This window comes from Polaribacter sp. KT25b (assembly GCF_900105145.1).
Taxonomy (GTDB): domain Bacteria; phylum Bacteroidota; class Bacteroidia; order Flavobacteriales; family Flavobacteriaceae; genus Polaribacter.
The window spans coordinates 2,295,165-2,308,174 of the sequence record NZ_LT629752.1; the positions used below are offsets into that span (position 1 = coordinate 2,295,165).

11 protein-coding genes are annotated in these 13,010 nt (G+C 28.9%); 6 read left to right on the top strand and 5 right to left on the bottom strand.

The annotated features are described in order from the left end of the window. Positions 1-119: 119 nt before the first annotated feature. The gene (locus BLT70_RS09965) at positions 120-1,040 is read right to left on the bottom strand and encodes a 1-phosphofructokinase family hexose kinase (RefSeq protein WP_091894018.1); all 921 of its coding nucleotides are present in this window, start codon (positions 1,038-1,040) and stop codon (positions 120-122) included. Positions 1,041-1,249: 209 nt separating this feature from the next. On the opposite strand from BLT70_RS09965, the gene BLT70_RS09970 reads away from it, so the two are divergent. Further along, positions 1,250-1,978, top strand: coding sequence for a hypothetical protein (locus BLT70_RS09970; RefSeq protein WP_091894020.1), 729 nt, complete (start codon positions 1,250-1,252; stop codon positions 1,976-1,978). Positions 1,979-2,020: 42 nt separating this feature from the next. Here the strand turns inward: BLT70_RS09970 and BLT70_RS09975 are convergent, their stop codons facing one another. Beyond that, positions 2,021-2,698, bottom strand: a complete 678-nt coding sequence (locus tag BLT70_RS09975) for a class I SAM-dependent methyltransferase (RefSeq protein ID WP_091894022.1) — start codon at positions 2,696-2,698, stop codon at positions 2,021-2,023. A gap of 165 nt (positions 2,699-2,863) precedes the next feature. On the opposite strand from BLT70_RS09975, the gene BLT70_RS09980 reads away from it, so the two are divergent. The 3 genes from BLT70_RS09980 to BLT70_RS09990 are packed head-to-tail and all read left to right on the top strand — an operon-like array spanning position 2,864 to position 4,462. Beyond that, the gene (locus BLT70_RS09980; RefSeq protein WP_091894024.1) at positions 2,864-3,541 is read left to right on the top strand and encodes a lipopolysaccharide assembly protein LapB; all 678 of its coding nucleotides are present in this window, start codon (positions 2,864-2,866) and stop codon (positions 3,539-3,541) included. Positions 3,542-3,543: 2 nt separating this feature from the next. Further along, positions 3,544-4,083 carry a YfiT family bacillithiol transferase gene (locus BLT70_RS09985; protein WP_091894026.1) on the top strand — a complete coding sequence of 180 codons (540 nt, stop codon included), beginning with the start codon at positions 3,544-3,546 and terminating at the stop codon, positions 4,081-4,083. A gap of 40 nt (positions 4,084-4,123) precedes the next feature. Further along, on the top strand, positions 4,124-4,462 hold the full coding sequence (locus BLT70_RS09990; RefSeq protein ID WP_091894028.1) for a tRNA-binding protein: 339 nt from the start codon (positions 4,124-4,126) through the stop codon (positions 4,460-4,462). Positions 4,463-4,506: 44 nt separating this feature from the next. Here the strand turns inward: BLT70_RS09990 and BLT70_RS17150 are convergent, their stop codons facing one another. From BLT70_RS17150 to BLT70_RS10000, 3 genes are all read right to left on the bottom strand, one after another. Then, positions 4,507-4,662 (bottom strand): hypothetical protein, encoded by a 156-nt coding sequence (locus BLT70_RS17150; protein WP_157691881.1) that lies wholly within the window; start codon positions 4,660-4,662, stop codon positions 4,507-4,509. A 270-nt stretch (positions 4,663-4,932) separates the two neighbouring features. Next, complete coding sequence (locus tag BLT70_RS09995) at positions 4,933-5,091, bottom strand: YqaE/Pmp3 family membrane protein (RefSeq protein ID WP_076686390.1); 159 nt, start codon at positions 5,089-5,091, stop codon at positions 4,933-4,935. Between the two features lie 202 nt (positions 5,092-5,293). Beyond that, a complete protein-coding gene (locus BLT70_RS10000; protein WP_091894030.1) occupies positions 5,294-7,783 on the bottom strand; it encodes a M14 family zinc carboxypeptidase in 2,490 nt (829 codons plus the stop codon). A gap of 332 nt (positions 7,784-8,115) precedes the next feature. Here BLT70_RS10000 and BLT70_RS10005 point away from each other — a divergent pair, with 332 nt between their 5' ends. Both BLT70_RS10005 and BLT70_RS10010 read left to right on the top strand, forming a co-directional pair. Then, the gene (locus BLT70_RS10005; protein ID WP_302847811.1) at positions 8,116-9,822 is read left to right on the top strand and encodes a CRTAC1 family protein; all 1,707 of its coding nucleotides are present in this window, start codon (positions 8,116-8,118) and stop codon (positions 9,820-9,822) included. Between the two features lie 213 nt (positions 9,823-10,035). Beyond that, complete coding sequence (locus BLT70_RS10010) at positions 10,036-12,933, top strand: FAD-binding and (Fe-S)-binding domain-containing protein (protein ID WP_091894034.1); 2,898 nt, start codon at positions 10,036-10,038, stop codon at positions 12,931-12,933. Positions 12,934-13,010 lie beyond the last annotated feature (77 nt).

Sequence of the window (13,010 nt, forward strand, 5' to 3'; positions counted from 1 at the left end):
TGACTTCGCTCAAGCCAGGCTCTCTGTTTGAGCTCTTTTTTATTCCTTTTTAGGATAAAAAAGCGAGTAGTTAATGCTCGAAATAGCTTCAAAAAAAATATTCAATATTATTAAAAAAATTATATTTTTTTTAAAACCTGATCAATATGAACTTTATGCGCTAAATATGAACCTTCACTTAAAGTTGCAGAAACGCCACAAGCAACTCCCCAACGTAACATATTTTTTGGAGTTTCGTTTTTTACAATTGCGTAAATTAAACCTGCAACCATACTGTCTCCTGCGCCAATAGTACTTTTTACAGAAATTTCTGGAGCGGCCACATATTCTATTCCGTCTTTATGCGCCATAAATGCACCGTCTTTTCCTAAAGAAACTACCACATATTTTGACACATTTGAAGTTACTAATTTCATAGCAAATGCCTCACGCTCTTCTTTAGACAAAGATTCTTTACCTGCCAAACGTGCCAATTCTTTTTGATTTGGTTTTATTAAAAATAACTCGTTTTTTAAAACTTCACTAAAAACAGGACCAGAAGTATCCACAATAACTTTTACTCCTTTTGCTTTTAAATTTTTAATTATTTTAGAATAATAATCTGTAGGTAATCCTTTTGGTAAACTACCACTAATTACAAAAATATCGTCTGTTGCCACTTGCTCGTTTATCAATCTTTCTACATTTTCCATTTCATCTTCCTTAAAAGATTCTGTTGGCATTCCGAATCTATATTGCAAATTAGTTTTGTTTTCAAAAACTGCAAAATTTTCTCTTGTCCAAACAGATATTGGAGTCGAATAAACAAATACGCGCTCTTCTTGTAATAATTCTATTAAATGCTCACCAGTTTTACCGCCATAAGGAAACACACAATGACTTTCTATGGCTAATCGATGTAAAACTCTAGAAATATTAATTCCTCCACCTCCAGGATGATATGTTATATCTAAACAATCTAATTTATCAAAAGGTATCATTTCTGCAACTTTTGCACTTTTATCTAAAGCCGGATTTATGGTAAGCGTAACTACTTTCATCTTTTATAAATTTCTGATGTAAATATACATTTATTAATAATGTTTAAAAATTGTTTTAAAGTAAAAAACAGAAATCAATATTGAGTGTTATGTTTATAATTTCTATCAAAAAAAGTAGTTTATGAAACACCAAGACTAAACCTCAACTTTTACCAAAGCTTTTTATTATTTAGTAATTTTGCAAGAGAATTTATAAAGTCTAGAAGTAGATGACTAGAGAAAAAGTTTTAGCAGAAATAATTGAAGGATATAGAAATACTATTTCTCACAGATATCAATATCAACATATTAAAAATACTTACGGAATTCCTGAGTCTATCGATAAAAACACCGTAAATCAACTTCGAGAGTATTTTTTGACTTATATGTATCCAACATACGAGCAAAGAGAAACGTTAAATGCAGCTTTTGATAGTTTGGATGATTATATAAAACATCCTCAAAAATTATTAAGCCTTTTGCTAGAAGCTGTTAAACTTATCTTTAAATACGGAAGACATTTGCCAAAAATATTACAAGCAGGATTAAATGCAATGAAGACTTTTAAAGCTGCTACAAATTTCGAAAACAATTTAGTAAATGAAGCTATTAAGAACAACATAAAAGCACCTTATGATTTGGCTAAGATTGATGGACTTATAAAATTATTATCTCGTGAAGAAATTGATAAATTTATTGAAAGCTCAATTACTTTATTCGAGATTTTAAATGATAAAAAACTTATTAAAAAAATTAAAGAAGTTATAAAACATCTCATAGTAGCAATGCAAAAAAACTCTGCTAACTATTCTCAAAGTCAAATTAAAGGATTAGAAATAGGTCTTGAAATGATTATAGAAGGCGATGCACTTTTTAATAAATTATCAAAAGAAGATCAACTAAATTTTGTAAAATTAATAACAGATATAGAACGAGATAATTTGAATCATATTTTTTAATTAAAACAAATTACATAAAATCTTTTTATTACCAAAAAAGCCTCAAAAATTCTGATATAAAGCAGTTACAATTACCCCTTTATTATCCTTTAATTTAGTAACTAATAATTCCTTTTCTCTTTTTATTTTTAAATTAAAAGGTGGTTGCAATAAATTTACACCACTTTGTTTTTTAATTCTAATTCCTTGTCCAGAAATAATATCTTTATTTGGCATAAAATCTCCTAAAGGAATATGTTCTGTTATAATAACATATTTAAAATCAGTTAGTTTATGTACAATATTTTTAATTTCTTTATTTGACAAATGCTGCAAAACTTGTCTTAAAATAACACAATCTGCTTTAGGTAAATCGTCTTTTGCAATATCTAAACAAAGAAAATCTAATTTCTCTTCTTTAAACTTTTCTTTATTATAATCTATTAGCTCAGAAACAATATCTACAGCTATCAACTTTTTAGCATGTTTTACTAATTTTTTACCAACATTAAAATCACCACACCCCAAATCGCAAACAGTTATAGGATTTTTAAAAGAAATTAAAAATGCAATAACAACATCTAAATATGGATTTAATATTTCTGGTTGATGAGATCCTGATCCTGAGTAAAATTTAGTTTTATTATCTCCCCAAAGTTTTAATTCATAAATCTGCTCCATAGCATCTTTAGTAGGCCAAGGTTTTTTCTTTTTTTTGATTGATTTTTCACTATCTGTCATAAAAACAACAATACTATTTTATATGGTGAATATAGAAAATTAAAGCATTTTCATTTTAGAATTTCTCATTAAATTTACATTAGTTACTATAATAAATTGCTATATTTTGTAACAAAACCTTTAAATTAGTCGTCTAAAGAATAAAATCCTTTTAGCTAACCAACCATGAAAAAAATTTTATATCTACTAATTACCCTACTTTTATTGACTAATTGTACCTCTCAAAAAAACTCTGAAGATTTTATAAAAAACGCTTCTGGACGCTATTTATTTAATGCCGACGAAGTAATAGAAATCTATTTTAAAGAGCATATATTATACGCAAAATGGCGAGGAAACGAAAACATTAAACCTTTAAAAGTAACAGACAACTCTTTCTACATGAAAGCATTAAATGAAAAAATGATATTTGTAGAAAAACCAGAAATGCATATAGAATTAGCTCCTAAAACAGAACACGATGGCATTATTTATCATTTTAGAAAAATGAAGATTGATGAAAAAACGCCAAGTGAATATTTTAAAGACAAAGATTATAAAAAGGCATTAACCGCTTTTTTAGAAATTAAAAAACAAGATTCTTTAAGTCCCATTATTAAAGAAAATAAAATAAATAGTCTTGGATATAATTATTTGAGAAAAAACAACATTGAAGCTGCTCTTGAAGTTTTTAAAATAAATGTTGCTTTACACCCAGAAAAATCGAATGTTTACGATAGTTTAGGCGAAGCTTATTTACGTAATAAAGATACTTTAAATGCAGCAATTAATTTTAAAAAGGCCTTATCTATAAATCCAGAAAACAGAAGTGCTAAGCGATTTTTAACTAAAGTTACCAAGTAAAAATGGATTTAGAAACCTTAAAATATCCGATAGGAAAAGCAACTATTCCAACACATATCAGCAAAAAACATATAGCAGATTGGCTTATTGTTTTAGAAACTTTCCCTCAAAATTTAGAGTTTTTAACACGTGAATTATCAGAAAACCAACTAGATACTCCTTACAGAGAAAATGGCTGGAATATAAGGCAAGTTATACATCATTGTTTCGACAGTCATCTAAACTCTTACATTAGATTTAAATGGACTTTAACAGAAGATAAACCAATTATTAAAGCTTATTTTGAAGATCGTTGGGCAGATTTACAAGATTCTAAAACAGCTCCTATTTTCTTATCTATTGATGGATTAAAAGCGCTACATGCTAAATGGATTTATCTTTTAAAAGAGTTGAATAACGATGATTTAGAACGCTATTTTATTCATCCAGAAAGTAATGAAAAAGTTACTTTAAAAGAAAACATTGGTATGTATGCTTGGCATTGCAATCATCATTTTGCTCATATAGAACAGTTGATGATTCGCAAAGGATGGAAAGAATAATATTCTCGATTACTTTAAACTTGATAAAAAATTAAAAATAATGAATGAAGAAATTTCTTTTGAAAATTTTTTAAAAGTTGATATTAGAATAGCAACAATTATAGAAGTTAACGATTTTAAAAAAGCTAGAAAACCAGCCTATCAATTAAAGTTAGATTTTGGAGCTTTAGGCATTAAAAAATCGAGTGCACAAATAACAGATTTATATACCAAAGAAGAATTACTAAATAAAAAAGTTGCTGCAATTATCAATTTTAAACCAAGACAAATTGCTAATTTTATGAGCGAATGTTTGATTTTAGGTGTTTACAATATCGATGAAAATGTGGTTTTATTACAAGCTTCTAAAAGCGTTAAAAATGGAGAGAAAGTTAGTTAGCAATTTTCAAATTTAAACTTCACGAACTTCTTTTTTGGTGTTATTTATTCGCTAATAATGTAGCTTAAAATCTTTATTTCTAGCTCTTTTTCTGATAAATGAATAATTTTCCATTTTTCTGAAATACGTTGGTTTTCCTTTTTCCAAGTAATCATTAAATTATCGCCTTTAAGTTTCCAATTACTAGTATTGTAATTCATAAATCTTACATCTGATAACATACACATACTAGAATTCTTAAAGTGTCTAACAATTAACTTTTCTTCTTCTAAAAATTGATATCCAATATTTCTAAAATTTAAAGAATCTTTTTTTGATAAAATAAAATGATTTTTATTTATTTCTGATTTAAAACTTCAAACTCCAATTAAAGCAACTTCTGTTTCTTGAGAATAGATATTAAAACTATTGATAAGTAAAACAAAAAGTATACACTTTATAAGTCTCATTTTTTAATTGTAAAACTTAATTTAATTTTTCGGATTATTAAGAATTACCAAAGCACCAATAACACCTGGAATCCATCCACAAAGTGTTAACAAAAAAATGATAAAGAAAGATCCACAACCTTTATCAATAACAGATAATGGTGGAAAAATTATTGCGAATAAAACTCTAAAGAAACTCATTTGTATAAATTGTTGGTTACATAAATAAGACGCTTAAGTATTTAATTTGTTACAATTTAGATGTTAAATTACAACGTTTCAAAATTGCAGAACCTGACTCTTAATCAATAAAACTTCTCGATACAATTTTCTCATAAAGTCGAAAATCACTCGAATTGACAGCATGTATTTTGAAACTCTGCAACTTTGAAACTAAAAAAACCTACATCATATCTCCAAAGAAAATAGTATTCATGAGCAATTTATTTGTTCCGAACCAAAAAGCTCTAAAGTTTGTATTATCAGTAAAAACAATAACCCTACCTTTACCTAACCTCTGCGCTTTAAAAGGAACTGTGTTTTTAATTAATTTTGAGTTTTCCTTAGAAATATAACCACTCAATAACGGATTTGAAGTATACTGAATCGGATTATTATAACTCTTTTTATCCGCAGTAATAAACATTGTTGAATTTCTAAATAAGGCTAATTTTTCATTCTTATATCCAAAGTTGATAGGATGAGATCTGTCTACAGTTGCTTCAAAAATAGCACCTCCAATATACTGCGCTCCAGATTGTAAAGAACGATCTTCAAAAGAGACATTTTTAATCTCATCAATTTTTGAACTCTCAAAATTCAAACTAATCATTTTATTACTTGCTAACCATTTAGCTGTGTTTTTATAGCCAATTAAAACACCGCCATTTTGTACCCAAGTTTTTAATTTATCGATAGCTGAACTGGATATATTGCTACTCGGAATTACAATATGCGTGTATTTACTGATATCAATTCTTCTAAAATAACTCATATCTAAACGCGTTAAAGTCATATCAAAACGTTGATCGAACAAATGCCAAATTTCTCCAGAATCGTTGCCTGCAATTCCATCACCAACCAACATAGCTACTTTTGGTTTTGTAATTACCTTAAAATTTCCGCTTCCTAAATCAATTCCATCATTTAAACCCGTTGTTACTCCTGTAATTTTTACATTACTCTCTATTGCTACTTCTTCTAAAAACCGATGTAACTCATCAGCATTTAATTTCTGATTTTGCACAGGAATAAAAATCGTTCCGTAATCATAATCGTTTCCTCGATTTTTAAAGTTTTTCATAGCAACTTTGGCGCGTAACTCTTTTTGTAAAATTGCATTTAGCGCTTTTGGCGTGTAATATTCATTCCAAGGCATTAAATATCCATAATCACTTTTAGAAGAAACTTTACCAACTTTCATTTTCAAATCGGTGATTTCATTTCCTGCTTTTGAAAGCGGAATATTTTCTACATAATCAACGCCAAAAGCATGATTAAAAGTCCAGGCAGAAACATCATAAAACAAACTATCTTTAAACTTTGTTCTTACATCAAACATTGCTTTTACCAAACGTTGATTTTTCTGATTCATTGGCACAACATAACTGTAACCTTTTTTAAATTTTTTTCCGTTTTCTGTAAAATCAGAAGCAACTTCGTGAATTTTAATTTGATGACGTTTTAAAACTTCTGCCAATAAAAAACTTTTAGCTGCATCTTTTTCATCACCAAAAACAATGGCTTTTTTCTCTCCAGAATTTTTAGATTCTTTATAAAAATCTTGTTGATATTGTAAGACTTTTACTCTCATATTTTTTGCCGCTTCTAAAGTTGATAAAGCTGCTGTAAATTGATTTCTAATGGTAAAAGGGAATGTTAAAATTCCGTTTTCTGTTTCTTGTGCATGACCTCTAGAACTTGCTTGTTCAAACAAAATTCCGATACTTCCATTAATATCTGGAAACGTAGAACCTTTTCCATAATAAAAATCATCAAAACTTTCTTCGGAATAATATAAAGAACCAATTTTATCTAACGCTTTTGCATGATACGTTGCAATTTCTTTGGTTAAATCTTGGTTCATTTGTGGTGTTAACGGATTTGTTCTACTCGGAATTCCCGGTTGAAAAAAGAAACTAGAATTACTTCCCATTTCATGATGATCTGTTAAAATATTTGGCAACCATTTATGAAAACTTGCTATTCTTGCCTTACTTTCTGGCAATTGAACTGGCAACCAATCTCTGTTCATATCAAACTGATAATGGTTCGTTCTTCCACCTGGCCAAACCTCAGCATATTCTCTGTCATTTGGATCTGGATTTATGTTTTTATTCTTGTTTGTATTTGCCCAATATGCAAAACGTTGCAATCCATCAGGATTAAAAGAAGGATCAAAAAGGATAACAGTATTGTTTAATAATTCGTCAATATTTTCTGCCGCAGCCAAATAATAAGCAACTGCCAAAGCAGCATTAGAACCACTTGGCTCATTACCATGAATAGAAAATCCTTGATAGACAACAATTGGATTTTTAGAAATATCTACAGCAGCATCATCTGTTGCATCAAGGTGTTTTTGTCTAATGTTTTCTAAATTTTTATGATTTTCTGGCGATGTAATTGTGAGTAATAATAAAGGTCTATTCTCATAAGTTGTGCCTCTATTTTCGATGGAGATTCTATCCGAAGAAGAAGCTAAAACTTTCATATATTCCACTAATTTATCGTGTGTAATATGCCACTCACCTACTTCATGACCAATTACAGATTTAGGTGTTGGTATGTTTTGATTGTATGTTGTATTTTTTGGCAAGTAATAAGACAAATCAACTTCTTGTGCTGATAAAGAAATAGTAAATAAGAAAAAAAATAACAGTAGTTTTTTCATTTGAATTGATAGTTTGATTCTTTACAAATATAACAAATCATAATTTTCTAAATTCCTCTATTTACACAAGGTAATTTTGAGGTACTTCTTGTTAATTTCTTTAAAGCCTTCGCTTACGTAGTTTAGTATTTTTGTTAAAATAAAATTATAATTATGCTTCAATTCATCAATCTTAAAAACTTAACAACAATTTTATGCTTGCTTCTATTAATCTCTTGTAGCACTCAAAAAAAGTTACTAATGCTGGCAACGAAAAACTACAGTTTACAGAAGCTGGCAAAGAGATATTACCTATTGCAAAAAGACCTCGAAAAAAATGGGACAATGCAATTATTGGCGATTTAGATCAAGATGGTTTACAAGATATGATTTTAATAGAACATAGCTGGCGTGTTTTAATTTTCTGGAATAATGGAGGAGCTTTTAGCAAACCTAAAGTACTTACTAAGGGAGATTTACATGGCGTTACTATTGCAGATTATGATTTTGATGGTCTTATTAATCTTATTGTTGTTCAAGGTGGCGGCGGTGGTTCTAAACCAAGAAATCCGCTTTTGTATCAAATAAATAAAGACAGAACTATAGTTCGTGGAAGTCAAATTGAAGGCTTAGAAAAAATGCGAGGAAGAGCTTCAAAATTAATAGACAACGACTCTAATGGTATTTTAGATCTTTTAATAACTGGTTTCCCTACTCCAGAACAACTTAAAAATGGTGCTAATAATTTTCATAGTAATGATGGTAAAGGAAATTTTACGTTTTTAAACAAATTACCAAAAGGAGATAGATTAAGTTATAAAACGCTCTTAACCGATTTTAATAATGATACTATTTCTGATTTTATTTTTTATGGAGGTAAAAATATAATTGCTGTAAAAGGAGAAAAAGGAATGACTTTTTCTGAAGCAGATAAAAATGTTTTAGGTGATGCTGCAAAAACTATTGAAGCTAGTTCTATTTCTGAAATTGATTTTGATAATGATGGAGATTTTGATTTATTTATTACTTCTGCAGCTCACGCCTTTAATAACATCGATTTTTATGATAAAGAAAACAAACGTTTTGCTTTTTTTGAAAGATTTAAGCCCTACACAATTGAAAAATTGAAAATTGATGGGAATTTTAAAATAGAAAACGTACAAATGTCTTATCCTAATTTTGATGTTTTCATAGGGAAAAATAAACAAAAATTAGATATAAAAAATATGTCTAAAGATTATAAAAACTTTAGCTTAACTCAAAAAGAAGCAAAAGGTTTTCCTTCTGAAACTAAAAAAAATGGACTTTACATTGGTTATGTTGGCAATGGGTATTGGAAAGTACATGCAGACACAAAAGCAGCGCCAACAGCTGGTGTAATTCATAATGTTATAGAAGCTCCAGAATTAATTTCTACAGAAAAAATGCACGCAAAATTACTAGAAAACAGAAATGGTATTTTTGTTGATGTTACCACAAAAATGGGTATTTCTATTCCAGAACAAACTACTGGTGCAACAGTTGGTGATTTTAATAATGATGGCTTTTCTGATTTATTTGTTGTTCGTTTTGGAAATCCAGCATCAGAAAACAAACAGATTTTATTAATGAATCAAAAAGGAAAATCTTTTAAGAATATTAAAAATCATAACATTATTTCTAAAGAATTAGGCGCTGTTGGTAGCCAAGCACAAACTATAGATTATGATGCAGATGGAGATCAAGATATTATTTACGCAAATGAACGAGGAAACTGGCATTTATACACAAACAACAGTATAAATAATAATAATTTTATTACCATAAAAGTTGGCAATTCTCCTAATAAAGACACAAGTCCGCAAGGCGCAATTTTAACTATAAAAACCTGTAATAATATTTACAAAAGAGTTGTTGGCGCAACCTCTTCTCCTTACAGTCAGGGCTTAAATACTGCGCTTCATATTGGTTTAGGAAAATGTAATAAAATTGAAGAAGCAAAAATTCTTTGGACTAATGGAGAGGAATTAGCCTTTGATATTAACGAAATAAACACAAGCATTTTTGTAGGTAAAAATTGATAAAAAAGTAAAAAAATAATTTTAAACATTTAAATTTAACATTAAGATTATTAATCATCAAATTAATATTGCATAGAAAAATTTATTTAAACAATTTAGCAACATTTTAATTCATTTTCTATCAATTCAATAAAAATACGTAAACTCCTATCCTATTTTCTTTTAATGATAATATAATTCAGATATTTGTTAATTAGATAAATTACATTTTTGATGATTGATAATGCCACTCTAGAAACATTAAACAACTCACTTTCTGGTGATGTTCTTTTTGATAATTTACACAAAACTTTATACGCAACAGATGCTTCTGTTTACAGGAAAATTCCTTTAGCAGTTGCTTTTCCAAAGGATGAAAAAGATATAAAAACCTTAATTGCTTTTGCTACAAAAAACAACATTACTTTAATACCAAGAACTGCAGGAACTTCTTTGGCAGGCCAATGTGTAGGAGACGGAATTGTAGTAGATGTTTCTAAACATTTTACAGAAATTATTTCATTTGATGAAAAAGCAAAAACTATAACTTTACAACCAGGCGTTGTAAGAGATTCTTTAAATGTTTTCTTAAAACCTTTTGGTTTGTTCTTCGGCCCAAATACTTCCACTTCTAACCGTTGTATGATGGGCGGAATGGTTGGTAATAATTCCTCTGGAAGTACCTCTATAAAATACGGAGTAACTAGAGACAAAGTATTAGAAATCGACGCGATTTTAAGTGATGGAAGTACAGCTATTTTTAAAGAGGTTTCTTCGGCAGATTTCATCAAAAAAACAAAAGAAAACACCCAAGAAGGTCTAATTTATAAAAATCTTTTTGATGAACTTTCTTTAACTGAAAATCAACAAGAAATAAAAAATGAGTTTCCTAAAGAAACCATTCATAGAAGATGTACTGGTTATGCTATTGACGAATTATTAAGTTCTGATTTATTTGGAGGGAATTCAAAAACCATAAATGTTGCAAAATTATTAGCAGGAAGTGAAGGTACTTTAGCTTTTTCTACTAAAATTACTTTACAATTAGACGCTTTACCTCCAAAGGAAAGCATTATGGTTTGTACACATTTTAAAACCATAAACGAGAGCTTAAAAGCTACTGTAATTGCCATGAATCACAATTTATATAATTGTGAATTAATGGATAAAACTATTTTAGACTGCACAAAAAACAATAGAGAATTAGCTAAAAATCGTTTCTTCTTGCAAGGAGATCCAGGAGCTGTTTTAATGCTTGAAGTTTCTGCAAATTCTTTGGAAGAAACAGAAATTTTAGCAAATAAATTAATTACTGATTTAGAGAAAAATAACTTTGGCTATTATCACCCTAAAGTGTATGGTAAAGACATTGCGAAAGTGCATTATTTACGTAAAGCTGGTTTAGGTGCTTTAGCTAATATTGTGGGCGATAAAAAAGCGGTTGCCTGTATAGAAGATACTGCTGTTGCTTTAGAAGATTTACCAAATTATATTGAGGAATTCACTCAAATCATGGCCAAATACCAACAAAATGCAGTGTATTATGCACACGCTGGTGCTGGAGAATTACATTTACGTCCTATTTTAAATATCAAGAAAAAAGAAGATGTTGTTTTATTTAGAAAAATTACTACTGAAACTGCTGAATTAGTAAAAAAATATAAAGGTTCTTTTTCTGGTGAACATGGAGACGGAATTGTACGTGCAGAGTTTATTCCATTAATTATTGGTGATAAAAATTACCAACTTTTAAGAAGAATTAAAAAAGCATTTGACCCAAATAATGTATTTAATCAAGGAAAAATTACAGATGCTTTTGCTATGGATGAAAGTCTGCGATATGAAATTGATAGAGTTGAACCAGAAATTAAAACAATTCAAGACTTTTCTGATAATGAAGGAATTTTAAAACTTGCAGAAAAATGTAATGGTACGGGAGATTGTAGAAAACCTGTAGACGCTGGCGGAACCATGTGCCCAAGTTATAGAGCTACAAAAGATGAAAAAGATACTACAAGGGCAAGAGCAAATACGTTGCGTGAATTTTTAACAAATTCTGATCAAGCAAATAAATTTAATCATAAAGAATTAAAACAAGTTTTTGATTTGTGTTTAAGCTGTAAAGCTTGTGCATCAGAATGCCCAAGTAATGTAGATATTGCTACAATGAAAGCAGAGTTTTTATATCAATATCAAGAAGTAAATGGGTATTCTTTTAGAAATAAATTATTCGCAAATAATGCTAAATACAATAAATTAGGAAGTGCTTTTCCTTCAATTACTAACTTTTTTACCAATTCAATTATTGCCAAAAAAGTTTTAGGAGTTGCTGTAGAACGCTCAGTTCCTAAATTAGCAAATCAAACATTAGAAAGTTGGTTAAAGAAACATCACCCAAAAACATCTAAAAAAGCAGTTTATTTATTTAATGATGAATTTACCAATTTTTACGATGCAGAAATAGGACAAGATGCCGTTATTTTATTAGAAAAATTAGGTTACGAAGTAAAAACGATGAAACATGATGAAAGTGGAAGAAGTCATATTTCTAAAGGATTTTTAAAAGAAGCAAAACAAATTTGTAATAACAATGTAAATACTTTTAAAGATATTATTACTGATAAAACTCCGTTAGTAGGAATTGAACCTTCTGCTATTTTAGGTTTTAGAGATGAGTACATTCGTTTAGCAGATGATAAAACATCCGCAAAAAAAATAGCAAAAAATGCTTTTACGTTCGAAGAGTTTTTAGCCAAAGAACTAGAAAAAGGAAATATTGATACTTCTTTATTTACATCAGACGCTAAGACTTTAAAAATCCACGGACATTGTCATCAAAAAGCATTGTCTGGAACGCATGCAAGTTTCCAAATTTTAAATATTCCAGAAAATTATTCAGTAACGATCATTAATTCTGGTTGTTGCGGAATGGCTGGTTCTTTTGGATATGAAAAAGAACATTATAAAGTTTCTATGCAAGTTGGTGAAGATACTTTGTTTCCTAAAATTAGAAATACACCAAAAGACACTCAAATTGTGGCGGCAGGAACAAGCTGTAGACATCAAATTTTTGATGGAACAAATCGTATTGCAAAACACCCAATTACAATTTTAAAAGAAGCACTTATTTAGTATTCAGTTTTCAGTTTCAGTTGGCAGTAAAAAGAAGATCCAAAGAAATTAAGTAAACTTCTAAAAGATATTTAACG